Here is a 24,810-nt window from a genome sequence, read left to right on the forward strand (position 1 = left end):
TGAACTGTCACAAGTTTGTGAAATGGATGTCTTTAATAGACTAGCATTTTACACAATGTATGCCTAGAGTAAACTTATAGAATTTATAGAAGTGTCACATTAATTAAATGAAAGAAGACAATATTGATTAACTTGGTAATAAAAAGGTAATAACAATAGGATGATAAATTTAATGACATAAGCTAATGGAGGCATAAAAATGAAACAACAATGGCTGGCACACCTTCCATTGGATAATATTGAATCCATATCTCCAGTTGGTGGTGGCGATGTAAACGAGGCCTTTCAAGTAAAAACGCCAGAAGATACTTATTTTTTACTTGTGCAACGTAACAGAGACAAATCATTTTTTGAAGCAGAAATAGCAGGGCTAGATTTATTTGAAGCATATCATATCAATGCACCTCGAGTCATTGACAGTGGAGAAATTCATGATGATGCTTATTTATTATTAACATTTTTACAAGAAGGAACGACAGGAAGTCAGCGTGAACTCGGGCAACTTGTGGCAAAGGTACATAGTCAACAACAACAGAATCAAAAGTTTGGTTTTGATTTACCGTATGAAGGTGGAAACATTTCATTTGATAATAGTTGGACAAACGAGTGGGTTACTTTATTTGTAGAATATCGTTTAGATCATCTAAAAGATGAATTACACGGCCAAGGTCTTTGGACAGATGAAGATGTTAAACGGTATAACCAAGTGAGAACAATTATTGTAGATAAATTAGAACAGCACAATAGTAAATCTTCGCTTTTACATGGTGATTTATGGGCTGGAAACGTTATGTTTTTAGAAGATGGAACGCCAGCATTATTTGATCCGGCTCCGTTATATGGGGATAGAGAATTTGACATTGGGATCACTACTGTTTTTGGAGGATTTACACAAGCGTTTTATGAGGCATATAACCAACATTACCCTTTAGCACATGGGGCCCCAGCCCGTATAGAATTTTATAGATTGTATTTATTAATGGTGCATTTACTGAAATTTGGGAGCATGTACGACCAGAGTGTTAATCGCTCAATGGAAAAAATTTTAACAGAAGCATATTAAATATATTAATGAAGAATAGTAGCTTGTTAGGCTACTATTTTTATGTGTAAGTATAGAAGTAAAAATAGTTGAAGTTTAATATAGTAGTCTATTAAATTATTATGATCTTAGCAAAATAATTTAATAATATTGTTAGAATTATATTAAAGGAATTTTCATATTTAATTAGAATTTTCTTAATTCTAAAAATATATTTGTTATACTTGTAACATGTTAATTAAATGAATTTAATAATAGTGTAATAAATAAGCTATTTAAAGATTGGATATACGAGAAATTGAGTCTTGTGTAAAGTTATCGTAAATACAATCTAGGCATAGGTGATGAACATAATTTCATCAATTTAGCTAAACTAAGTTGAAAAGGTTATGTCTTTAAAGGCTAACGTAAAATTATACATAATTAAATGAAACACTTTAGACGCAAAATAAAGGGGTGTCTAAATAGCGTATAGGAGGATAAAAATTGAAAACATCTAACAAACTTATATTCAATCGTACGTTCATGCTAATGTTGTTGGCAGGTATTTTTGCGATGATTGGATTTAGTACAATTTTAACGACAATCACATGGTATGCTGTAAAAGAATTAAAATCTTCTATGGCATTAGGTTATATTTTGGTAGCTGCCACAGTTCCAAGATTGATAATGATGACATTTAGTGGCATGGTAGCTGATAAATTTAAAAAAACGACAATAATGTATTATTCAAATATTGCAGAAGCTTTAGTACTAGTCATTCTTTACTTTTTAATGATTAATGATCAATTATCACTTGTACCTTTGATGATTTTAGCTGCATTTTTTGGCATGCTAGATGCTTTCTTTGGACCTGCGAGTACATCATTGATACCTAAAGTCGTCGAACAGTTCCAACTCCAAAGAGCGAATTCACTATTTCAGGGTGGTACACAAATATCATTTATTTTTGGCCCAATTATCGCTGGAATCGTCATGGAGCATTATTCAATAGCAACGAGTTTTTATTTGGCATTGATTTTTGTATTCTTGTCAGCAATTTTTGTATTTCCTCCATTAATTAAAGAAACAAGTGCGGTTGAGCATTCTAATAATACGCCGGTTAGAGATATTATTGAAGGATTTAGATATGTAAAATCTTCACGGTTTTTAATAACAGGTATTATTATTCTGATAACTGCTAACTTTTTTGGACTAGGTGCATTAAGTGTAGGTATTCCTATATTAGTAGAAGCATCTGGAGGAACGCCGATTAATTTAACTTATCTTCAATCCAGTTTAGGCGTGGGGATGTTGACTGGAACGGCACTATTAAGCGCTATTACTTTTAAAAAGGGACGTGGGAAGATAACACTTTTCACTTTATTATTAATGCTGGTACTGTTCCTAGTATTCACACAGGTGAATGCAGTAATATGGCAAGTACTCTTACTATTCTTAATAGGTCTAACGTATACGATTGTGTATATTCCATTTATCACAATGGCACAAGAATTCTCTGATGAAAAAGTGACAGGTCGTGTGATGAGTTTAATATTCTTAGCAATGACTGGATTCGATCCAATATCATATGTGCTCATCTCAGGGCTAAATACAATGAATATCTCTATTTTCTCAGTATTAGCAATATCTGCCTCAGTCAGTCTGGTGGTATGGGTGTTTATTTTATTTAACTCAAAAACATACAGACACACAGATTGATACCTTTAATAAGAAAAGGTAAGTTTTTCAATAAAGTGAATAAATAACTTGGAGGTATTTAGATGAAATTTTTGACTAATAAATGGCAATACCTCACTATTGTCGTGTTTGTAATACTGTTAATTTATATGATTCTGTGGGGGCATCAACAACTGAATGATCTCCAAGTAATATTAATGTATAGTCTAATCGCGTTGGCGATACATCAATTTGAGGAATATATTTTACCTGGTGGCGGACCTATTGTTATTAATAAAGCAAGTTTTAAAGAAGAAAATGATTTTTCACGATTTCCTGCAAATGCTTTATCGACATGTATGATTAATTTAAGCGTATATATTTTTTATATTTTAGCGTTAATCTTTCCTCAACTCATTTGGTTAGGTTTGGCTACAATGATATTTAACTTAATGCAACTTGTAGGGCATGGGTACTCAATAAATAAGGCTATGGGTACTTGGTATAATCCTGGCTTGGTGACAAGTGTCATCCTTTTTACACCAATTAGCATCTATTATATATTTTATATTTATCAACACGGTTTAATTAGTATTTTAACGTGGATTATAGCTATTGTAGTTTATTTTGTGGTTGTTTATTTAACAATCAATATACCTATGCAAAGTTTAAAAAATAGAAATTCTAAATACCCTTTTTCACATTGGCAAATAGAACAATATAATAAAGTTGAAAAATTTAGTCGGCTGAAAAAGTAATACTTATGATTTAAATGGAATGAACCATAACTATAAAAACCTGACAATCATTTTAAATGGTTGTCAGGTTTTTTGAATATAAATATGTAAATTAAAAGTGATACAATATATTTTACTTTCAGGAGATATTATTACAAAATGAATTGATGATTGAAGTGAGTATTTGTAAGTAATCTGAAATTTTGGGGAATTAATACTATAAAAATGATGTTAAAAGGAGTTGTATGAGTTTGAAAAAAGTGATGAATTATAATGAGTTATTGAATGAAATAAATACAAAAGATAAACTTATATTATATGTAATGTCTGAAAATTGTAGCGTTTGTCATGCTGATTTTCCTAAAGTAAATGCATTAGCTGAAACTTATAATGTAGAGAGTGTAAACATTATGATTAATGAAATACCAGAAGCAGCTGGTCAATTATCACTATTTACCTCCCCAGTGGTCATTTTATTTTATAAAAATAAAGAAATGCATAGACAAGCGAGAATCATAGACTTTGAAGATTTAGCGTATCGTATTAAACAACTAAATGAAATTGAAGACTAATCCTAGCGTCTCATCCCGATCTTAATAAACTTAAGATCGGGGTTTTTTAATTAGAGCTAAATAAATTAGACCTCTAATTAACTTTGCAAGAAGTTAATTAAAGGTCTAGGTAATGCTTTAGAGTTTATCTATGAAATAACGATTGAATTATAAAAATCCTTTTTCTAGAAGTTCTAGGATTTTTAATAATAGTGGCATAGCTGTATCAGTCATATGTATTACCTCCTTAAATTAGTAAATACACAGTAAAAGTACATTCAAAAATGCTGTAACCACATTTATTGAAGATAAGACTGTGCGCATAGCGTAATCCGCTAACATTATGAATATACCCGGAATAATGTTAAAAAAACAAAAAAATTTTAAAATTTTAAAAAAATATTATCGTAATGTTTTTTTGGGAGGATAGAGTAAATGTAAGAGATGAATTAAAAATTATTTTAAAGCATTATTTGATTAGTGTTGATAAAAATACGAAATTTTGAAAGATATAAAACATTCGAATTGACAATTCGTTAAATGACGATGTATTATGCGTATATAACAAAAATGATTTAATGATTTGTGGTTTAAATGTAATTGACTGTATTTCGTAAGTTATGAATTGATTTATTAAAAGGATTAAAGATTTTACAGAATAACACCACATAAAATTATATATCGTTATTTCGTTTAATGTTTAAATGTAAATAAAAAGAAGGAGCGAATGTATTATGAAAGCATGGAGAAAAGAAGGTATCGGACTAGAAAATTTAAAATTAGTAGAAACTGAGACACCAGAACCAGGTCCTAGACAAATATTAGTGAAAGTAAAATCAGTATCTTTAAATTTCAGAGATAAGTCAATTATTGATGGCGATTATTTACCAGATTTAATGAACAAACCATTTATTCCAGTTTCTGATGCAGTAGGGGAAATTGTGAAAGTTGGCAACGAAGTAACTAAATTTAAAAAAGGTGATCGAGTGGTATCTCATTTATACACTAAATGGGTTGATGGTGCACCAAGTCAAGATTATGCACCAACAGCAGTTGGTGGACCAAATGATGGTGGCTTAGCTGAATATATGATATTAGAAGAATATGCAGCTGTCATGGCACCTTCAAACTTATCTGATGAAGAAGCCTCCACATTACCTATCGCAGCATTGACCGTATGGTTTTCTTTAGTAGAGTATGGAAAAATCAAAGCTGGTGATACTGTGCTTGTACTAGGAACAGGTGGTGTATCAGTTTATGCAATCCAAATTGCCTCAGCTTTAGGTGCTAGGGTTATTGTCACAACAAGTAGCAATAGCAAAGGAGAAAGAGCAAAAGAATTAGGTGCAAGTGAAATTATCAATTATGTAGACACGCCTAATTGGGAAGAAGAAGTATTGAAATTAACAGATGGTGAAGGTGCACAACACATTATTGAAGTCGTAGGTGGAGAAAGTATTAATCGTTCAATCAAAGCTGTTGCTTTACAAGGTCATATATACGTCGTTGGATTTCTAAAAAGTATGTTTGCAGAAGTGAATTTATTTGATTTATTAGCAAAACAAGCACATATTCAAGGTATATATGTAGGTCATAGCAGAGCATTTGCAGATATGAATAAAGCGTTTAATGAATTAAACATACACCCTATCATAGATACAGTGTACTCATTTGATCAAGCAATAGAAGCATATGAACATTTAGGGCGTGGCGCCTTTGGTAAAATAGTTATTAAGGTGTCAGAGTAATACAAAAGTAAATTTTATAAAATAAATAAACATTTTATGATAGGCTATTGTCTCACAATTAAAAAACGAGGCAATAGCCTCATTTTTATTTTATTAATGAAGGAAAGCATCGTACATATAGTATATGTATTTTATCATGGTAGATAATTTTTGTGATGGTTAGAGAAATAAGGATATTTTTTATAGAAGCAAAAACTCACTTCTTTCATATATATTTATGTATAATGCTAAATAAAGGAATAAATCTTATATTGAGCTATATTGTTTTTATTAATATTATAGAATAGGACAAAGTACGTTTAATGTGTGAATATTTTTTATAGATAATATTTTGAGAAGATTATCGTAAAAATTAAATATAGCATCTTAAAGATGGAGGATATTGATGAATAAAGTGGAACCAGTAGACATTTTTAAAGCTTTGGGTAATGAGACAAGATTACAAATATTGCAATGGTTGAAAGAACCTGAAAAGCATTTTACGCCACAACCAGCAGAAGTTAGCGATTTTCAAGAAGCGGGGGTCTGTGTAACACAATTTCATAAAAAGCTCGGGGTTACACAGTCAACAGCGTCTCAGCATTTGTCTCTATTACTACGTGCTGGATTATTAACATCACGACGATTTGGTAAGTATACTTACTATAAAAGAAATGAAGAAGCATTCCAACAAGTAAAAGAGATGATAGGACATGAGATATAATATAGGAGACGGATGCTTAAATTGTCAGAAAGAGACGCAGTTTTCTTTTGACAATCAGAGTATATAGCATTTGATCAATCTAAGAAAATATTTTTAATAAGCAACGCTCAAAATGGCTCATAAAAGCATGATATCCGGCACTTTGGTGATTGAAGTCATTTATGGATTCACTTGATTTAACTTCTTTTTATGAGCTAATATTTCAAGCGATTCGAAAAATAAATAGCAATATTATGGGAATGATATTGCATATTGTTTAGTAATTGAAAAACCCATGTATTATACAATAAAACCAAAGATATAGCTTTTTATAATATTAGCTGGATGATTTGCTTATAACAAAAGGTAGGCCCTAAATAAGGGCCTACCTTTTGTTATATATTCTTGGATTACAGTAACAACAATATATTAATTGAGTTCTAGTGTACCCATATCTTCACGCAATTGATACACTTTGTCTGGTGTTACATCTTCACCTAATGGATCTACAACTTTTAATGTTGAGAAAGTATTAATGACTTGTCCACGAATCATTTTTAAATATTCTTGTCTTAATGCTTGTTGCTCTTGTTTTTCTGCAATGCTCAAAGGTTGAATTTTTTCTTTATTTGCGAGTGTATTAATTCTATCTAATAATGTCATAATATGGTTTCCTCCTATAATTGATGAGGTGGAAAATGCGGAATAATATAATTCCCTACCTCTGTTAATAAATCTTGATATGATCTTTCTGTTGTAATTAATTGCAACATAATATGGTTAGTTCCTATACGTTCATAGGATTGTAGTATTTTTAGTAAGGTATTTCGGCCTAAACGATATCCACCTTTAATTGGTTTTACAAGTTCATTTGGATGACTTGATAAATCAATGACGAGGGGATGCATAAATGGTTTGAATGAATCATTATTATGCCAATCTTGTAAAAGTGCCTTTTGCTGTTGAAATGGTTGTGGATAGAACATCCATCCATCAACATGTTTTTTTAACCAGGATATGTCTTGTTTTGAATAACCAGTCGCAAACATAGGCACATGTTTATGCTTAGGTAGTACTTGTAAACCTGAATCCTCATGCAATTCAAATAAGTCATTTGAAATTTGGGGTGAATGGTTTTGCCATAAGTCATTTAAAGCAGTTATGGTGCTTTGAAATGACTGTTTTAATTGGTCTGTTTTAACTTTAAATGCTGGAAATTCAAATGGTCGATCTCCAGTTGCTATCCCTAACAATAATCGCTCGTTTGAAATTAAGTCAAGAGAACTAGCAGCTTTGGCTATGTGAATTGGATGACGTAATGTAGCAACAATACTAGATGTTCCGAGAGCGATTTTTGAAGTTTTAGCACTTAAATAAGTTAAAAATACAAACGGATCGTAGTTTGTCGTTACATTACCTAAATGTGGACTGTATAGTGGGTTATCCCGCACAAAAAGGCTCGTAAATCCAAGTTCTTCAGCATATTGTGCTAAATCACTTTGATCTTCAAACGACAATGCGACATGTTCAGAATTATCAAAAGGAAGCATTAACCCTAAAGTTAAATGACTATCTTGAAAAGTCCGTTTGAAACCATTGTGTTTTTGAATTGTTGTCACGTCTATCCCTCCTAACTTTAAGATTAAACAACACGCATTAACTAACTAACATGTGTTGTATAGAAGTATTGTATACTGAGTTATCATACAACGCAAACGACATGCTTGGCCATATATTGCATAAACAACATATAGTCATTTATGTTGCTTAAAGTAAAATAGAAAGACATACTTTGATATTAATTCTATATATTAATGTTTGAACACTTTTATAATAATTGGATTTATATTGATAAATATTATTATCATTTGATTATTGTCGGAAAATTCTATAAGTTTAAAGAGTCAAATTATTTTTAATTGGAGGTTATTTATGTTTTTAAGAAAATTGATTAGCAGTGTTACATTATCTCTAGCTTTATTATTAACACTTGCATCAGGGAGTCACTTTGCCAACGCAGATGTAGAAAATAATGAAGTAAGCAAGCAACCAGCGCAATCTACAGAAGTACAACAAGATGATAATAAAACGAATCAACCATCTAACGTCTCTCAAAAAGTTATATTACCAAACGAAGATAGACATCAAATTGAAAATACACAATCAGGTCACTACCAGTCCGTAGGCTTTATTAACCTTGGACAAAATATTGCTACAGGTGTAGTGATTGATAAAAATACCGTGCTAACCAATAAACATGTTGCCAATCTTTCAGACGGTAATATGACATTTGCACCAGCTGCGCAAGATGAAAATCATTTCCCTTATGGTACGTTTGCAGAAAAGGATGTTCAACCGTATCCTGGTTCTGCAGATTTAGTGCTTGTACATTTTAAAGAAAATAATAAAGGACAGTCTGTAGGTGATGTAGTACAGCCAGCGACACTTCAAGACGCATCTACTGTTTCGAAAGATGATCCAGTCACGATTACGGGTTACCCTGGTGATAAACCATTAGCAACAATGTGGGAAAGTTCAGGGGAAATCATAGGTAATCAAGGAACAGAACTCACTTATGATGCAAGTACATATGGTGGTAACTCTGGTTCGCCAGTATTTAATGAAAATAACCAAGTAATTGGATTACATCATGGTGGTATAGAGGGTGAAAGTAATAATGCCGTTGCGATTACTGGTGATGTGTTAGACTTTATTAACAATAATAAAGAATAAGTCAAAACAAAATTAATGATAAACCACATATAAAAATCCCTTGAAGTATTAACAGTACTTTAGGGGATTTTTGAATATTATTTTAATATTTGAGTCATTAATAAGGGTAATGCTTTATCAATATAAGCGCGTGCAGGCAAGTCACTCGTATGGAACCAATGTTTAGCGATACCATATAGTCCCCACGATAAAAATCTTGCACTAGTAGCAAGTGCTTCTCTATCTTCATTTGGATGTTCTTGTACGAGTAATGTCAGGAAGATATCTTCTAACTCTTCTTTTATTCTTTTTTCTACTACTTCGCCATAGGCATCGCTATTTAACTGACATTCATTATGGGTTTCATTAATATAACGAGTGATTTTAATGAAGATTGTACATAACGTTTGTGCGTTGAGCTCAGATACGATGTCTAAAGTGTCATTCAAGTTTTTAAGAATAGTTTGCGATAATGTATAGTCCATAATATCGTATTTATCATAAAAATGAGCGTAAAAGGTTGCACGATTGACAGTAGCGCGATCTGTAATATCTTTCACAGTAATTGTATGGATTTTTTTCTCTTTAGCAATTTCACGAAAAGCGTCCATTAATAATTTTTTAGTTCTTGTAATACGTGGATCAACACGTGTTGTCGTCATTGCTTTCATACCTCCTTCAAACAAGTCATCATTTATAGAATTCATACAAATTATCTTGTTTTCTTTGATGAATGTCAACGTGGTTGATTGGAAGGAAGCGCTTGTTAAATTATAAATTTAAGCGATAAGTGTGATTGTTTCATAAAATAGAACTATATTTTTAGAAATAAGTTGATTTCTATTTTAAAGATCAGCTTTATTTTCTTGAATCAAACTATTTAGATAGCAATATATAAATATGCCTAGTGTAATTAAAGAGATACCAATTAAACTCATAGCATCTGGTAAAGGCAGACCAAGGAAAATCATTTCACCAATAAGTGTGAATATAATTTCTGTTGCCTGTGTTGCTTCGACCGCAGCAAGCTTACCTTGGTTATGTTTGACTAAGTTTGTAGCATAGAAAAAAAGTGCAGTTGCTATGATTCCAGAAAAAATGGCAACTGAAAATGTTTGTAATACTTGATTAGAGGAAGGTAAGCCATTTTTAGCTACACCTACACCAAAAATGATAAACCATATGGGCAGTGTAACCAGTGTCATACCATACATACGCTCAATAGTAGTAAGTTTATTATCTACTAAGACCATCATCTTACGGTTACCTAATGGATAACAAAAAGCAGCAATAATCAAGGGCACAACAGAGATAATGAAAGTATGAAGTTCAATATTAGAAATTTGTGGAATCTGAACGAGGACAACACCAATAATCATGAGAGTAGAAGTCCCGACTGAACGCCACGAAATACGTTCTCTTATTTTAACGGTCTGTTGCTCATATTGGACATATTCATAGAACAATGGTGCTAGTAATAATCCACAAATAATTGTCAGTTGCCAAGTAGCGGCAATAAGCCAGCCAGGGCTAAAGCTGGAAACAAATGTAATGGGCACATAGAAGCATACAAAACCTAAAGTGCTCCATAAGAGCCACAACATAAAGTGCTTTCTAATATGTAATAAAATAATGTGATGACGCTGTTGAAACCATACAAAAATGAAAAGAAAAGGGAACATAAAGATAAAACGAAGTGATGAACTAAACATCCAACTTCCACCATCGTCAGACATAGCATGATTTAAAATAAACGTAACAGAGAAAAACATAGCTCCCAAAATACCTATTAAAATTGCTCTCATTGAATTACACCTCACTTAAAAAATATTAATAATTTTAATTTATCAGTTTTTTAAATATTATCAAGGGTACACTATAGATAAATATACATATTACAAACGATGGGGGACTTTGTAATTTTAAGTCATATTAAATATGTTGCCACATTTTGTTACAAAAAGACTTATTATCATGTGCGTACTTTACATCTAAGGGGTAGAATATATGGGAGAGCAATTAAAGAGAGAACTCAGCAATAGACACATCCAATTGATCGCAATTGGCGGTGCAATCGGTACAGGATTATTTCTAGGTGCTGGGCAATCGATACATTTAGCGGGTCCATCGATATTGTTAACTTATATTATAGTTGGATTTGTATTGTTTATGTTTATGAGAGCGATGGGAGAAATGTTGCTATCTAATACGAAATTTAATTCATTTGCGGATATTACACATGAATATGTAGGGTCTTTGGCAGGTTTTATTACTGGATGGACTTATTGGCTAACTTGGATTATATCTGGAATGGCTGAAGTAACGGCTGTTGCGAAATATGTTTCGTTTTGGTGGCCACAAATACCTAATTGGCTATCTGCATTAGCATGTGTATTGTTATTGATGTGTTTCAATTTATTAAGTACTAGATTATTTGGTGAGCTAGAATTTTGGTTTGCGATTATTAAAGTTGCGACAATACTGGCATTAATTGTTGTAGGTGTTGTGATGATTGTCATGGCTTACAAAACACCATATGGAGAGGCGAGTGTTTCTAATATTTATAGTCATGGGGGGATTTTCCCCAATGGACTATCGGGATTCTTTATGTCTTTCCAAATGGCAATATTTTCATTTTTAGGGATTGAAATGATAGGTATTACAGCCGGTGAAACCAAAAATCCGGAAAAGACAATTCCTAAGGCAATTAACAATGTACCATTTAGAATTTTAATATTTTATATTGGTGCAATTGCTGTCATTATTTCTATTATTCCGTGGAATGAGTTAGATCCTGAAAGTAGTCCTTTTGTTAAATTATTTGCATTAGTTGGTATACCTTTTGCAGCAGGAATTATCAACTTTGTTGTATTAACTGCCGCAGCCTCCGCATGTAATAGTGGTATTTTTGCAAATAGTAGAACGCTGTTTGGTTTGGCAGATAGGCAACAAGCACCACCTAAGTTTCAAGTTACAAATCGGAGAGGTGTGCCGCTTACAGCGATACTCGTAACATGTTCATTCTTAATGTTTGCTGTATTGCTTAATTATTTCATCCCTAATGCAACTACAGTGTTTGTATATATTAGTACAGTATCGACAGTATTAAATATTTTTATCTGGACGCTTATTACAATAGCTTATTATAGATACACCAAGCAACGACCTGATTTACATAAACGAAGTAAATATAAGATGCCAGGTGGAAAGCATATGGCTGTTTGTATCATAATATTCTTCATCTTTATTTTTGGGGTATTACTCGTAAATCCTGAAACACGTATCGGTGTGATTTTTGCGCCATTATGGTTGATTGTACTTGCGTTTATGTATCGCCAGTATAAGAAACATACGGCACAATAATAAGATGAAATAATATAGAACGATAGGTAGGAGTGGTGATGATGCGTAAAAAAATTATAATGGATTGTGATCCTGGGCATGATGATGCAATTGCACTCATATTAGCTGGTGCAAAGTTAAGTACATTGGATATTTTAGCTGTGACAACTGTTGCTGGTAATCAAGCAGTTGAAAAAAATACTAAAAATGCATTAAATGTATTAGATGTTATGGGTAGGGCTGATATTGATGTTTCTATTGGTGCGACACGTCCGCTGATTAAATCAGCTTCTTTTGCTTCTGAAATTCATGGTGATACTGGCTTGGATGGACCGAAATTACCAGAAGTACCATCGCTTAAACCTACTCAAAGTCATGCTGTCGATGTGATTATTGAACAGCTCAAACACAGTATAGAACCGGTAACGATTGTCGCAACAGGCCCATTAACGAACATAGCGACAGCGTTAATCAAAGATCCTAGTATCGCTCAATATATTGAATCGATTACTATTATGGGTGGTGGCACGTTTGGAAATTGGACACCTACTGCTGAATTTAATATATGGGTAGATGCCGAAGCGGCTAAACGTGTATTTGATAGTGGCATCCATATCAATGTTTTTGGTTTGGATGTCACACACCAAGTGCTTGCGACAACTCAAATTATCGACCGTTTTAAATGTATAGATAATCAAATTGCTCGATTTGTTGTAGAATTATTAGAATTCTTTAAATCAACATATAAAACACACTTTGATATGGATGGTGGTCCTATCCATGATGCATGTACCATACTATATTTATTAGATCCAACGCTATTTACAATGCAGCATACCCATATTGATATAGAGCACCAGAGCGCATTAACATATGGAACAATGGTTGTAGATTTGAATCATATTACGCAAGGTGAAAAAAATGCCTACTTTGCAACAGCAGTTGATGTAGAGCGTGTTTGGAGTTTGATGGAAAGTATGTTAAAAAGTTATAATTCATAAGAGGAACCATGCTTATAGTGATGAAATATAAGTGATAAAAATAAAGGCAAGCCACGTTATTTGTAATAAATTAATAGTGGCTTGTTTTTATTTTGAATTTTATACAACTAAAGTATGAGCGGTTTTTGAGTTAGATGATTAGCAAAAGAGTAATATAAAAATTATACTAATATTATAATAAGCAAAAAATAAATATGAAGGTGACTCAAATAGTGGCAAATACAATTAGAACATTTATTCTTTTAATAATTATTATTGTACCTATTGTGCTATTAATAACGAATTTAGAATCCATACAAGAGCGTATAAATAAAAATTTAACTGAGCAACGAAGAGATGATCGTAGTAATCATTCCTCATCCTATAGTGACTTTTTTGATCGTAGTAGAGAGACAGAAACATTTGGTGAATATCAATATAGTGATTTTGATGGCAAACACTTCGGTATTGATTATGATTTACCAGAAGATACACCAGTAAAGGCAGCTTCTGATGGCAAAGTGACAAGAACATTTAATAATAAATTAGGAGGAAAAGTAGTACAAATCGCAGAATCAAATGGCCGCTATCATCAATGGTATATGCACTTGAATGATTTTAAAGTCAATGTAGGAGATGAGGTTAAAGCTGGAGAGGTGATTGCACTTTCAGGTAACACAGGAGAACAAACAACAGGATCTCATTTGCACTTTCAACGTATGAAAGATGGCATAGGAAATGATTATGCAGTAAATCCTAAAGCATTTGTGGAAAGTTTGCCTGAAGGAGAAGAAAGTTTGTTTGATTATTAGCTTACAATAATTAACGCACAAATAAAGCCTTGGATGATATGCTAAGGCTTTATTTGTGCGTTAATATCATTGATGATGAAATTGAATCGGTGATTATCTGTTATTTCACTTGTGATTAAAATATATGCTTTTAGTAAAATGAATTTTGCAAAACAACAGCTTGATTATGCTCTTCATTTTCACATAATTCTTTTTTATATTTTTCTGTAAATGCAGCGTATAATTGGAGGTCGTGATTAAACCACTTTCTTAGAGGGGATGTAGGGGCAATATCTTTTAACCAATAATCAAAATTAGCCGTATCTTTCGATATACCTCTTGGCCATACGCAATCAACCAGTATACGTATATCTTCAATTTGTGCATCATCATATATCCTTTGGATATAGATAGTCATATGCCACAACCTTTCGTATATAATGATTTATATATCATCTTGCCGCGCATTCATATTTAAAAACATCAAGCTTCTGTAGTTTTATATAGAAGAAAGAGAAAAGGGTATAGGTTGGTAAAGGGAAAAGGAGTGAACAATGATGACTCAATTTGATGATATTTTACCACCTGAAACATTTAAATATAGAAATAATGCAGTATTAATAAAAACTTTTTATGAATTTAAATGTGACAATCGAATTTATTTCACAGAAAAATTGCACAAAGATCTAGAAAACCAACAATATAAATTTAATGTAGAGATTTTATCTGAAATAGATCATTATGGCTTAGCTATGGATTTTAATGAAGTTGACAAGCTCTATAAGGCACATATCGCACCCTACTTAGAATATCAATTGGTTAATGAGACATTACCAGAAATGAATACAACTGCTGAAAATATTGCTTTTTGGATATGGGAACAGTTTGAAATTTTTTTACCTCAAAATAATAAGTTGCAAAAACTAGAGTTTTTTGAAAATGACACGCAAGGCCTTGTACTTACTGCAAAACTCATGGATAACTAAGCGTATGAAGAATAAGTATGCAGTAACTGCTTAAAGCACATTTTTCTAAATGAAAGAAAGTAGTTTGCTTTCTGGAGAAAGATTAGAAAGATGTGCTTTAGTATGTTGTGACGAGGCGATGTAAAAAAATAAAAGTTACAAAATAAATATTCTGAAAATTAAGAAAATATGATATAGTATATTTTACTACAGCTTAGGAGGAACTTCTATGATTAAGATGAGTCCGAAACAATTTATCAATAATGTATTATCTGGTGTAGCAATAGCAATTGTTGCAGGTCTTATTCCTAATGCGATTTTAGGAGAGCTGTTTAAACTATTCGCCCCGAAATATGCTATATTCCAAACATTACTACAAATAGTAGAAAGTATTCAATTTACTGTACCACTTTTAGTTGGCGCATTGATTGCGATGCGTTTTAAACTTACACCTTTAGCGACAGCAGTCGTTGCGAGTTCTGCGTTTGTTGGTAGCGGTGCAGCACAATTTAAAGATGGTGTGTGGATGCTGGTAGGGGTTGGGGATTTAATTAACACAATGATTACAGCTGCAATTGCAGTATTCTTTATATTAGTGATAGGAGAACGATTTGGTAGTTTGACTTTAATTATTTTACCTACGATAGTTGGCGTATTAGCCAGCCTTATTGGTGTTCTTATACTTCCATACATAAAATTAATTACGACAGGGATAGGGAACCTTGTCAATTCATTTACTGAATTACAACCTATATTAATGTCGATGCTCATTGCACTGGTGTTCAGTTTTATTATTATTAGTCCGATATCTACGGTGGCAACGGCATTGGCTATAGGGATTAGCGGGCTTGCGGCAGGCTCTGCATCTCTTGGTATCGTTGCATGTGAAGGCGTGCTTGTTGCAGGTACAGTTAAGATTAATAGATCAGGTGTGCCAATAACAATTTTCTTAGGTGGCGTTAAGATGATGATTCCCAATATGGTGAGGCATCCTATTATCTTATTACCGATATTTACTACTGCGCTAATTACGGGCTTTGTAGGTGCATTGATAGGCATAGGAGGAACAAAAGAATCAGCAGGCTTTGGAATTATAGGACTGGTTGGTCCGATAAGTGGATTTAGATTTATGGATCATCCACCATTATTAAGTTTACTACTCGTATTTATCGCATTCTTTGTAGTTCCATTTGTTAGTGGTTATTTAGTGAACGCATTCTATATGAAAGTATTAAAATTATATGATAGAGAAATATTCAAATTCTTAGTTTAAAATGTAAAGTTTGTTAAGAGAAGAAATTTTTATACTTCAATACAAAAGGGTAAAATTACTCAAAAAGGCTACGTGACAGTAGCCTTTTTATATTTTCTTAATAAATTAATTACAAGCATTGCACTAAAATATAATTTTTCTGTCGAATTTTTATTTTACAATTATGTAACAAAAACGTTTTCTGTAATAATTCAGAAAATAATTTATTATTTTTAAAAATGTAATTAAACACTTACGCGAAAGGGTTTATACACAAAATCAGAGTGGAAGAAAATAATTTAGGCGTTATAAAACAAAACGAAAAGGTTTCCAATATTACAAGAGGACATTACTTTTGTAAAGTTTTGTTATACAAGTGTAATATAAATCAACGAAATTTATGGTATATTATTTGTGGCGAAAAAATAGCGCATAAAAAAATTAAACAATTTTGGTAGATATGTTAACTAGCAGATACGATAAATAATTTAACGAAAATATAATTTTACTTACAAAAGATTTAAATGGAGGATTTTTTTATTATGAAGAAGACAATTTTAGCATCATCATTAGCAGTAGCATTAGGCGTAACAGGTTATGCGTCAACAGATCACAATGAAGCACACGCTTCAGAGTCAAATATTGACCAAGGTCATTTAGCTGAATTAGCTCAAAGTGGAGCTGCTCAATTAAACGAAAAACCATTACACGCTGGTGCGTACAACTATGACTTCGTATTAAATGGTTACGAATATACTTTCACTTCAGATGGTAGTTCATGGTCATGGAAATACGATGTAGCAGGTGCTCAAAGTACAACTTCTCAAAGCACAGCTTCACAAGATGTAAGTTCACAAGCTTCATCAAACACTAATGAAACAGCAGCTAGTGAAGTTCGTTCACAAGCAACTACAAAAACAACAAACGTAGAAGCAGTTGAAGCGCCTAAAGCTTCATCAAACTCTAACGTTCAAACAGCTCAAACAAGTACTGCAACTAAAACTTATGAAGCTGCAAAAACTACAGCTGCTTCAACTGGTGGATCAGTTAAATCTCAATTCTTAGCTGCTGGTGGTACAGAAGCTATGTGGAATACAATTGTAATGCCTGAATCAAGCGGTAATCCAAATGCTGTTAACGAATTAGGTTACCAAGGTTTAGGTCAAACTAAAGAATCATGGGGAACTGGTTCAGTAGCTACTCAAACTAAAGGTATGCTTAACTATGCTAAAGAGCGTTACGGTTCAGTTGACGCAGCACTTGCTTTCCGTTCTCAAAATAACTGGTGGTAAGATTTAAGTAACTAAATGTTCAACATTTAGTCCTATATATCAGAGAGTGTCTCTTAGGAGGCACTCTCTTTTTTATCTATAGATGATTGACAAGTATGAATATTCTGATAAAATTATAGTTAATTTAATAATGACAAACTTATCCAGAGAAGTTGAGGGATTTGGCCCATTGATACTTCAGCAACAGACTTGCATGTCGAGTACTGTGCTTCGTCCAACAAGTAATATGACTTGAAAGATAGGTGACATGTGAAAGCTATATGCCACTTTAAAAGGTATATAGCTTTTTTATTTTTATAGGAGGGCATAAACATGGTAATTTCTGATAAATTAGCTCAAATTCCTGATAGTTATTTTGGGAAAACAATGGGACGTAAAGTAGAACATGGTAGTAAAACATTAATTAATATGGCAGTGGGCATCCCAGACGGTGAGACACCCCAAGGTATTATCGACTGTTTGAGTGAATCAATACGGATTCCAGAGAATCAAAAGTATGGCGCGTTTCATGGTAAAGATAGCTTTAAACAAGCCATTGTCGACTTTTATAAACGGCAATATCAAGTTGATTTAGATAAGGAAGATGAAGTTTGTATATTGTATGGCACAAAAAATGGCTTAGTAAATTTACCGCAATGTATTGTTAACCCTGGGGAGTATGTTTTGCTACCTGATCCAGGTTATACAGATTATTTAGCTGGTGTATTATTGGCTGATGCTAAGCCACACGCTCTGGTACTTAAAGCACCGTATTACTTACCAGAATGGAATAAAGTAGATAAAGAAGTTTTATCAAAGACGCGTCTAGTTTATTTGACTTATCCTAATAACCCAACTGGTTCAGTTGCTACACAATCGATATTTGATGAAGCTGTAGCTCAATTTAAAAATACAAAAACTAAAATTGTGCATGACTTTGCGTATAGTGCTTTTGGTTTTGATAATAAAAATCCAAGTATACTTCAATCTGAAGGTGCCAAAGATTTAGCTATTGAAGTATTTTCTTTATCTAAGGGATATAACATGTCTGGTTTTAGAGTAGGGTTTGCGGTTGGGAATAAAGAAATGATACAAGCCTTGAAGAAATTTCAAACACACACACATGCTGGGATGTTTGGTGCACTTCAAGATGCCGCTACATATGCATTAAATCATTATGATTCATTTTTAGAAACTCAAAATGAAACTTTTAAACGAAGAAGAGATGAATTTGAAAAGAAATTAAAAGAAGCTCATATTCCTTTTGAACCAATGAGGGGTGGCATTTTCTTATGGTTACAAACACCTAAAGGATACGATGGAGAAGCGTTTGTAACGTATTTATTACAAGAACAGTCTATTCTAGTGGCCCCAGGTATACCATTTGGTGAACAAGGGAGGAATTATGTAAGAATTTCATTAGCCCTTAACGATGTAGAGTTAGTGGAAGCAGCGAAACGAATCCAGTCATTAAAACATTTATATCAATAAAACATTAGGAGTGAAATGATTATGACAACGATTAAATTATTTGGAGTGAGACCAGAGGATATACCCTATATTGAAGCATGGTCTACACAGCGGGCGGTAGAAGTTGATTTAGACAAAGATTTGCTTACTATAGATACAGTTGATCGCGTTAAAGGCTTTGATGGTGTATCTTTGTCTCAACAATTGCCATTAGATGAGGAAGTGTATAAAAAATTGCATGAATTTGGTATTAAGCAGATTGCCCAACGAAGTGCAGGGTTTGATTGCTATGATTTTGAGTTAGCTAAGAAATATGATTTAATCATCTCTAATGTACCATCCTATTCACCACATTCTATAGCTGAATACACGGTATCTCAAGCGTTGAATTTAATTCGTAATTATAATGATATTCAACAGAAAACAGCAGAGTTTGATTTTAGATGGCAACCTGAAATATTATCGCGTTCTATGAAAGATTTAAAAGTAGCGGTGATTGGTACAGGACGAATTGGGAGCATTGTTGCGAAAATTTTTGCTAAAGGCTTCGAAACGCAAGTCGTTGCTTATGATATTTTCCCCAATGAAGCGTTAAAGTCATTTTTAACATATGAAACAAGTATTAGTGAAGCTATTAAAGATGCTGATATTGTGACAGTACATATCCCAGCGAGTAAAGAAAATAACTATTTATTCAATGATGCGTTATTTAATCAATTTAAAGAAGGTGCAGTATTTATTAACTGTGCCCGAGGTACGATTGTTGATACGAAAGCATTAGTAAATGCACTTGATAACGGAAAAATTAAAGGCGCTGCACTTGATACCTATGAAGGTGAAAAAGGTTTGTTTCCAAGTGATCAACGCGAGGGTACATTTGAAGATGAGTTGTTAAAACATTTAATAACGCGTCAAGATGTTATTGTATCACCACATATCGCATTTTATACAGATGCGGCTGTGGAAAATTTAATCGTTGATGCATTGGATGCAACGATAGAAGTATTGCAAACAGGGGATACGCAACTACGTGTGAATTAAAATAGCTAAAGCATCAACGTGCAGTGTATGAATGATTAACTTATGAAAAGCAATTATAAATAAAAAATGGTGATTACATCTTCAATATGTAATCACCATTTTACTTTATATTGAGTAAGGTTATTTTACGTCGTAACCTTGATCCTCGATTGCATCTTTCATATGAGCGAATGCTACTTTATCATCATCGTAATTGACATCGACATTTCCTTCTGAAAGATTGACCGTAGCAGTTGATACACCGTCTAAATTTGTTAGGGCAGATTCCACAGCCTGTTTACAGTGGTCACAACTCATACCTTCAACAGTAATTGTTTCTGTTTTCATATTAATCACCTCCTTAAATTCAATTGACGCATGGCTAATATTATTTTAACTATAACTTCATGCGTTTTAAGCGTAATGCGTTAGTGACAACACTCACTGAACTTAAAGCCATTGCAGCGCCGGCAACCCATGGTGCTAGTAATCCAATTGCAGCGATAGGAATACCAGCTATATTATAAGCGAGTGCCCAAAATAAATTTTGGCGAATATTACGTATTGTAGATTTACTAGCAAGAATTGCTTTGGGTAATAATAATAAATCGCCACCTAGAATAGTTACATCAGCTGCTTCAATTGCTACTTCAGCACCTGTGCCTATTGCAATACCAATATCAGCTTGGACGAGTGCAGGTGCATCATTTACACCATCACCAACCATAGCTACAGTTTTACCGGTATGCTGTAATTCATTAATCTTTGAAGCTTTTTCTTCTGGTAATACTTGTGCAATAACAGTATCGATATTTACTTGTTTTGCGATGGCTTGTGCAGTACGTTCGTTATCTCCAGTTAGCATGGCGACGTTTATACCTAAGTTATGAAGTTGTTGAATTGCTTTATTGGCTGAATCTTTAACGGTGTCAGCAACGGCGATGACTCCTCTTAATTCATCATCTATTGCAATAAGCATTGCTGTTTTACCAGCTTCTTCATATTTAGTCATTTGTGACTCCATTTTATCAATAGATATAGATTGCTCAAGCATAAATTTACGGTTACCAACATACAGTGATTTACCATCAAATGTAGCAGTTATACCATGACCAGGTATAGCTTCAAAATAATCGACATCTAATAATGTGATTTGGTTAGTATGTGCATATTGCACAATTGCTTCTGCAAGTGGGTGTTCAGATCCTTTTTCTGCACTAGCTAACAATTGCAATGTTTCAGTATCACCTTCGAAATCAGTGACGACTGGTTTACCATTGGTGATAGTACCAGTCTTGTCTAGGACAATTGTATCAATGTTGTGTGTGCGTTCGATATGTTCGCCGCCTTTAAATAAAATACCATTTTCAGCAGCTTTTCCAGTTCCTACCATGATTGAAGTAGGTGTTGCTAAGCCTAGTGCACAAGGACAGGCAATGACAAGTACTGCAATCGATGCTACAAGTGCGGGTTCAAATTCACCATATTGAATCAGTGTAATCCATACAATAAACGTAATTAGTGATATACCAACTACAATAGGAACGAAATAACTAGAAATAATATCTGCTAAACGTTGGATTGGCGCTTTTGAACCTTGGGCGTCTTCTACGACTTTAATAATAGAAGCAAGTGCAGTATCTTTACCTACTTTAGTAGCTTCAATAGAAATTGAGCCATTCTTGTTCATTGTTGAACCAATGACTGTATCATTCGTTGATTTTTCAATAGGGATAGATTCACCCGTTAACATAGACTCGTCAATTGAAGTGTTACCTTTGATGACTTTCCCATCTACAGGGACTTTCTCACCAGGTTTAATGATTAGAATGTCACCTTTGACGACTTCATGCAAAGGAATCATTTGTTCTTCATTACTTCGCAATACACGTGCTTCTTTCGCTTGGAGGTTGAGTAATTCACTTAAAGCGTGAGTTGTTTGTGACTTAGCGCGTGTTTCTAAATATTTACCGAATAGAATTAGAGTAATTAATACAGCACTTGTTTCAAAATATAAATGCGGTGCATAATTTTGGAAAGTGAGCCATTTAATCATCTCATAAATACTATAGAAATATGCAGCGCTTGTTCCTAAAGCGACAAGTACATCCATATTTGCAGAACCATTGCGTAAGTTTTTATAAGCGCCAACATAGAATTGCCAACCAATTATAAATTGTACTGGGGTAGCAAGTGTGATTTGAAACCAAGGGTTCATGAAAATATGTGGTATGGGCAAACCGAAAAGGTGCACAAGCATTGTTAATAATAAAGGCGCAGTTAATATAGCTGAAATAATAAGTTTAATACGTTTATGGCTTAATTCCTGTTTCTTACGAGAATCTTTTTCTGTTGTTTCACGTTTCGGTTGTGCATCATAACCAATTTTTTGAACTTTTTGAATTAAATCTTCTACAGACACTTCATTAGGATTATAGGATATCACAGCATTTTCAGTTGTTAAGTTGACATTAGCTGAAGTGACCCCATCAGTTCGATTGAGCACCTTTTCTATTCTATTTGAACATGCTGCACATGTCATGCCTATCACATCTAGTTCAGTTTTTTCAATATGCACGCTGTATCCTGTTTTTTCAATGTTTTTAGTGATATCTGAAATGTTCGAAGTGTGGGGATTGTATTCAATCGTTGCTTTTTCAGTTGTAACATTAACATTTGCATCAACATCACTCATTTTATTTAAATTCTTTTCGATACGATTTGCACAAGCAGCGCATGTCATTCCTGTAATATCTAATGTTGTTTTTTTTCTATCTTCCATATATAGCCCCTCCTTTATAGTGAATAGTATTAATTTTGTGTTTATGTGTTATCTCAATGTTTAATATACCCCCTAAGGGTATGAAAGTCAATTGACATGTTTTATAAAAAAAGAGATTAAGCTATGCAAAGTTTTTAAAATTTTGCATAGCTTAATCTCAGTCGTTATTTTAAAGTAGGTGTTGTTGATTTACTTTGCTTAGTTCAGAAACAATCTTTCTACTGTCTTTGTTTAAATGTTGTACATAAATGGTATTGTTCTTTTTATTATAATTTTCAATTAAAGTATCGATGGCATTGACTGCGGAATCATCCCATAGATGTGCATTGCTAAAATCTAAATAGATGATTTGATTTCTTAATTCCAAGTCTAATTGGTTCATCAAAGCATCTATAGAGACAAAGAAAATTTGTCCTTTGATTTGATAATGGATAGCTCCATCAATTTCTTTATATTGGACTACAACGTTAGAAATCTTTGTAGCAAAGCATAGCGCACTAACGATGACACCGACAATAACGCCTAAAGCAAGGTTATTAGAAATTAATACGATAGCAACGGTTAAAATCATTACAAAAGCATCCGTACGTGGGGCCTTCCTTATAAATTTAAATGAGCGCCAATCAAATGTTCCAACGGAAACCATAATCATGATGCCTGCAAGAATTGGCATAGGTATTTGTACAACCCACTCTCCAAAAACCATAATTAAAATAATTAAAAATATGCCTGCTGTAAATGTAGATAAACGTGTAGTTGCACCAGAACGAACATTTATTACAGATTGACCAATCATCGCGCAACCACCCATGGCACCGAAGAAACCGGTAATCATATTGGCTACACCTTGACCACGTGATTCTTGGTTCTTATTACTATAAGTATCTGTTGCTTGATCTACGATGCGAGCGGTAAGTAAACTTTCTACGAGTCCTACAATTGCCATAGATAGTGCATAAGGGAAAATAATTTGTAATGTTTCAAAATTGAATGGTACATCAGGTACAAAGAAGTGTGGTAATGAACGTTTAATTTCACCTAAATCACCAACTGTCTTAACATTAGCGCCACTGACGATTGCAATTGTCGTCAACAACACAATTGCAACAAGAGGGGCAGGTATTCTATTGAATACACGTGGTAATAAATAGACAATAAGTAGGGTAAAGATAACGAAAAGATATGTAGGGATAGAAATACCAAAGATATGCTTAAGCTGTGTCATGAATATTAGAATTGCTAAGGCATTTACAAAACCAATCATGACAGAGTTTGGAATGAATTTCATTAATCGTCCTACTTTTAATATACCAAATATAATTTGGATAATTCCCATTAATATGGTGGCGGCAAGTAAATATTGAACACCATGATCTTTCACTAACGGTACGATGACGAGTGCGACAGAACCTGTCGCTGCAGAAATCATAGCGGGCCTACCACCGACAAATGAAATGACTACTGCAATAATAAATGAAGAATATAAGCCTACCATAGGGTCTACGCCAGCAATGATTGAGAAAGAAAGGGCCTCAGGAATCAATGCGAGTGCGACTACAATACCAGCTAATATATTAGTGCCGGGCGCAGTGAACCATTCTTTTTTAATTTTATTTAACATATCTAATACTCCTTTTTTAATTTGAACTAAGCTATTATATCATATGAAAAAAGTAGTGATTGAAATAATATAATAAATATTTTGAGGATAAAATGAGATATTTTGAAACGAAGTTTTATGAATGATGTATGTGACAACTTTGTCATTTGAATCATCGTTTTTGTTAGTTGTAACAAACGAATCTA

Annotated in this window: 23 protein-coding genes and 1 riboswitch; of the genes, 15 read left to right on the forward strand and 8 right to left on the reverse strand. The window is 33.2% G+C overall.

The window, feature by feature from the left end; all coding sequences use genetic code 11:
- The first annotated feature begins 199 nt into the window (after positions 1–199).
- The 6 genes from QMO72_RS01680 to QMO72_RS01705 all read left to right on the forward strand — a co-directional run bounded on the left by QMO72_RS01680 (position 200) and on the right by QMO72_RS01705 (position 6,440).
- Entirely contained in the window at positions 200–1,063 is an 864-nt protein-coding gene (locus QMO72_RS01680) for a fructosamine kinase family protein (RefSeq protein ID WP_103267042.1), read from the forward strand.
- 465 nt (positions 1,064–1,528) lie between these two features.
- On the forward strand, positions 1,529–2,743 hold the full coding sequence (locus QMO72_RS01685; protein ID WP_103267041.1) for an MFS transporter: 1,215 nt from the start codon (positions 1,529–1,531) through the stop codon (positions 2,741–2,743).
- Positions 2,744–2,805: 62 nt separating this feature from the next.
- Positions 2,806–3,459, forward strand: a complete 654-nt coding sequence (locus QMO72_RS01690) for an HXXEE domain-containing protein (RefSeq protein ID WP_103267040.1) — start codon at positions 2,806–2,808, stop codon at positions 3,457–3,459.
- A gap of 239 nt (positions 3,460–3,698) precedes the next feature.
- Positions 3,699–4,010, forward strand: a complete 312-nt coding sequence (locus QMO72_RS01695; protein ID WP_286093264.1) for a thioredoxin family protein — start codon at positions 3,699–3,701, stop codon at positions 4,008–4,010.
- A 713-nt stretch (positions 4,011–4,723) separates the two neighbouring features.
- Positions 4,724–5,737, forward strand: a complete 1,014-nt coding sequence (locus QMO72_RS01700) for a zinc-dependent alcohol dehydrogenase family protein (RefSeq protein WP_103267038.1) — start codon at positions 4,724–4,726, stop codon at positions 5,735–5,737.
- A 394-nt stretch (positions 5,738–6,131) separates the two neighbouring features.
- Positions 6,132–6,440: an ArsR/SmtB family transcription factor gene (locus QMO72_RS01705; RefSeq protein WP_103267081.1), complete on the forward strand. Its 309-nt coding sequence runs from the start codon at positions 6,132–6,134 to the stop codon at positions 6,438–6,440.
- 408 nt (positions 6,441–6,848) lie between these two features.
- Here QMO72_RS01705 and QMO72_RS01710 read toward each other — a convergent pair whose 3' ends face one another.
- Positions 6,849–7,082: a DUF896 domain-containing protein gene (locus QMO72_RS01710; protein WP_103267037.1), complete on the reverse strand. Its 234-nt coding sequence runs from the start codon at positions 7,080–7,082 to the stop codon at positions 6,849–6,851.
- A 14-nt stretch (positions 7,083–7,096) separates the two neighbouring features.
- A complete protein-coding gene (locus QMO72_RS01715; RefSeq protein ID WP_103267036.1) occupies positions 7,097–8,038 on the reverse strand; it encodes an LLM class oxidoreductase in 942 nt (313 codons plus the stop codon).
- 313 nt (positions 8,039–8,351) lie between these two features.
- Here QMO72_RS01715 and QMO72_RS01720 point away from each other — a divergent pair, with 313 nt between their 5' ends.
- A complete protein-coding gene (locus QMO72_RS01720) occupies positions 8,352–9,152 on the forward strand; it encodes a trypsin-like serine peptidase (protein WP_103267035.1) in 801 nt (266 codons plus the stop codon).
- Positions 9,153–9,229: 77 nt separating this feature from the next.
- Here QMO72_RS01720 and QMO72_RS01725 read toward each other — a convergent pair whose 3' ends face one another.
- Positions 9,230–9,793 (reverse strand): TetR/AcrR family transcriptional regulator, encoded by a 564-nt coding sequence (locus QMO72_RS01725; RefSeq protein WP_103267034.1) that lies wholly within the window; start codon positions 9,791–9,793, stop codon positions 9,230–9,232.
- A 183-nt stretch (positions 9,794–9,976) separates the two neighbouring features.
- Positions 9,977–10,936 (reverse strand): DMT family transporter, encoded by a 960-nt coding sequence (locus QMO72_RS01730; protein WP_103267033.1) that lies wholly within the window; start codon positions 10,934–10,936, stop codon positions 9,977–9,979.
- 202 nt (positions 10,937–11,138) lie between these two features.
- Between QMO72_RS01730 and QMO72_RS01735 the strand changes: the two genes are divergently transcribed.
- From QMO72_RS01735 to QMO72_RS01745, 3 genes are all read left to right on the forward strand, one after another.
- The gene (locus QMO72_RS01735; protein ID WP_069823103.1) at positions 11,139–12,494 is read left to right on the forward strand and encodes an amino acid permease; all 1,356 of its coding nucleotides are present in this window, start codon (positions 11,139–11,141) and stop codon (positions 12,492–12,494) included.
- A gap of 41 nt (positions 12,495–12,535) precedes the next feature.
- On the forward strand, positions 12,536–13,474 hold the full coding sequence (locus tag QMO72_RS01740) for a nucleoside hydrolase (RefSeq protein WP_103267032.1): 939 nt from the start codon (positions 12,536–12,538) through the stop codon (positions 13,472–13,474).
- 212 nt (positions 13,475–13,686) lie between these two features.
- Positions 13,687–14,265 carry a M23 family metallopeptidase gene (locus QMO72_RS01745; protein ID WP_103267031.1) on the forward strand — a complete coding sequence of 193 codons (579 nt, stop codon included), beginning with the start codon at positions 13,687–13,689 and terminating at the stop codon, positions 14,263–14,265.
- Between the two features lie 130 nt (positions 14,266–14,395).
- On the opposite strand, the gene QMO72_RS01750 is transcribed toward QMO72_RS01745, so the two are convergent.
- Positions 14,396–14,662 (reverse strand): DUF488 domain-containing protein, encoded by a 267-nt coding sequence (locus tag QMO72_RS01750; RefSeq protein ID WP_103267030.1) that lies wholly within the window; start codon positions 14,660–14,662, stop codon positions 14,396–14,398.
- 139 nt (positions 14,663–14,801) lie between these two features.
- Here QMO72_RS01750 and QMO72_RS01755 point away from each other — a divergent pair, with 139 nt between their 5' ends.
- From QMO72_RS01755 to QMO72_RS01775, 5 genes are all read left to right on the forward strand, one after another.
- On the forward strand, positions 14,802–15,230 hold the full coding sequence (locus QMO72_RS01755; RefSeq protein WP_103267029.1) for a 6-pyruvoyl trahydropterin synthase family protein: 429 nt from the start codon (positions 14,802–14,804) through the stop codon (positions 15,228–15,230).
- 208 nt (positions 15,231–15,438) lie between these two features.
- Entirely contained in the window at positions 15,439–16,482 is a 1,044-nt protein-coding gene (locus tag QMO72_RS01760; protein WP_103267028.1) for a PTS sugar transporter subunit IIC, read from the forward strand.
- Between the two features lie 521 nt (positions 16,483–17,003).
- Positions 17,004–17,753 (forward strand): aggregation-promoting factor C-terminal-like domain-containing protein, encoded by a 750-nt coding sequence (locus QMO72_RS01765; RefSeq protein WP_103266388.1) that lies wholly within the window; start codon positions 17,004–17,006, stop codon positions 17,751–17,753.
- A gap of 136 nt (positions 17,754–17,889) precedes the next feature.
- Positions 17,890–17,998, forward strand: a riboswitch (SAM riboswitch).
- Positions 17,999–18,065: 67 nt separating this feature from the next.
- Positions 18,066–19,223 (forward strand): aminotransferase class I/II-fold pyridoxal phosphate-dependent enzyme, encoded by a 1,158-nt coding sequence (locus QMO72_RS01770; protein ID WP_103266387.1) that lies wholly within the window; start codon positions 18,066–18,068, stop codon positions 19,221–19,223.
- A 21-nt stretch (positions 19,224–19,244) separates the two neighbouring features.
- On the forward strand, positions 19,245–20,243 hold the full coding sequence (locus QMO72_RS01775; protein WP_103266386.1) for a D-lactate dehydrogenase: 999 nt from the start codon (positions 19,245–19,247) through the stop codon (positions 20,241–20,243).
- Positions 20,244–20,363: 120 nt separating this feature from the next.
- On the opposite strand, the gene copZ is transcribed toward QMO72_RS01775, so the two are convergent.
- The 3 genes from copZ to QMO72_RS01790 form a co-directional block, all read right to left on the reverse strand.
- Positions 20,364–20,570 carry a copper chaperone CopZ gene (gene copZ / locus QMO72_RS01780; protein ID WP_069823094.1) on the reverse strand — a complete coding sequence of 69 codons (207 nt, stop codon included), beginning with the start codon at positions 20,568–20,570 and terminating at the stop codon, positions 20,364–20,366.
- Between the two features lie 49 nt (positions 20,571–20,619).
- The gene (locus QMO72_RS01785; RefSeq protein ID WP_103266385.1) at positions 20,620–23,004 is read right to left on the reverse strand and encodes a heavy metal translocating P-type ATPase; all 2,385 of its coding nucleotides are present in this window, start codon (positions 23,002–23,004) and stop codon (positions 20,620–20,622) included.
- A 169-nt stretch (positions 23,005–23,173) separates the two neighbouring features.
- On the reverse strand, positions 23,174–24,625 hold the full coding sequence (locus QMO72_RS01790) for a SulP family inorganic anion transporter (protein ID WP_069823092.1): 1,452 nt from the start codon (positions 24,623–24,625) through the stop codon (positions 23,174–23,176).
- Positions 24,626–24,810 lie beyond the last annotated feature (185 nt).

The organism is Staphylococcus casei, assembly GCF_030294405.1.
Classification (GTDB): Bacteria; Bacillota; Bacilli; order Staphylococcales; family Staphylococcaceae; genus Staphylococcus; species Staphylococcus succinus.

What these genes read in the sequence shown, in the direction of transcription:
- QMO72_RS01680 (WP_103267042.1), top strand. Translation starts at nt 200, where the DNA reads ATGAAACAACAATGGCTGGCACACCTTCCATTGGATAATATTGAATCC.
- QMO72_RS01690 (WP_103267040.1), top strand. Translation starts at nt 2,806, where the DNA reads ATGAAATTTTTGACTAATAAATGGCAATACCTCACTATTGTCGTGTTT.
- QMO72_RS01700 (WP_103267038.1), top strand. Translation starts at nt 4,724, where the DNA reads ATGAAAGCATGGAGAAAAGAAGGTATCGGACTAGAAAATTTAAAATTA.
- QMO72_RS01710 (WP_103267037.1), bottom strand. Translation starts at nt 7,082, where the DNA reads ATGACATTATTAGATAGAATTAATACACTCGCAAATAAAGAAAAAATT.
- QMO72_RS01720 (WP_103267035.1), top strand. Translation starts at nt 8,352, where the DNA reads ATGTTTTTAAGAAAATTGATTAGCAGTGTTACATTATCTCTAGCTTTA.
- QMO72_RS01725 (WP_103267034.1), bottom strand. Translation starts at nt 9,793, where the DNA reads ATGACGACAACACGTGTTGATCCACGTATTACAAGAACTAAAAAATTA.
- QMO72_RS01730 (WP_103267033.1), bottom strand. Translation starts at nt 10,936, where the DNA reads ATGAGAGCAATTTTAATAGGTATTTTGGGAGCTATGTTTTTCTCTGTT.
- QMO72_RS01735 (WP_069823103.1), top strand. Translation starts at nt 11,139, where the DNA reads ATGGGAGAGCAATTAAAGAGAGAACTCAGCAATAGACACATCCAATTG.
- QMO72_RS01740 (WP_103267032.1), top strand. Translation starts at nt 12,536, where the DNA reads ATGCGTAAAAAAATTATAATGGATTGTGATCCTGGGCATGATGATGCA.
- QMO72_RS01750 (WP_103267030.1), bottom strand. Translation starts at nt 14,662, where the DNA reads ATGACTATCTATATCCAAAGGATATATGATGATGCACAAATTGAAGAT.
- QMO72_RS01755 (WP_103267029.1), top strand. Translation starts at nt 14,802, where the DNA reads ATGACTCAATTTGATGATATTTTACCACCTGAAACATTTAAATATAGA.
- QMO72_RS01760 (WP_103267028.1), top strand. Translation starts at nt 15,439, where the DNA reads ATGATTAAGATGAGTCCGAAACAATTTATCAATAATGTATTATCTGGT.
- QMO72_RS01765 (WP_103266388.1), top strand. Translation starts at nt 17,004, where the DNA reads ATGAAGAAGACAATTTTAGCATCATCATTAGCAGTAGCATTAGGCGTA.
- QMO72_RS01770 (WP_103266387.1), top strand. Translation starts at nt 18,066, where the DNA reads ATGGTAATTTCTGATAAATTAGCTCAAATTCCTGATAGTTATTTTGGG.
- QMO72_RS01775 (WP_103266386.1), top strand. Translation starts at nt 19,245, where the DNA reads ATGACAACGATTAAATTATTTGGAGTGAGACCAGAGGATATACCCTAT.
- copZ (WP_069823094.1), bottom strand. Translation starts at nt 20,570, where the DNA reads ATGAAAACAGAAACAATTACTGTTGAAGGTATGAGTTGTGACCACTGT.
- QMO72_RS01785 (WP_103266385.1), bottom strand. Translation starts at nt 23,004, where the DNA reads ATGGAAGATAGAAAAAAAACAACATTAGATATTACAGGAATGACATGC.
- QMO72_RS01790 (WP_069823092.1), bottom strand. Translation starts at nt 24,625, where the DNA reads ATGTTAAATAAAATTAAAAAAGAATGGTTCACTGCGCCCGGCACTAAT.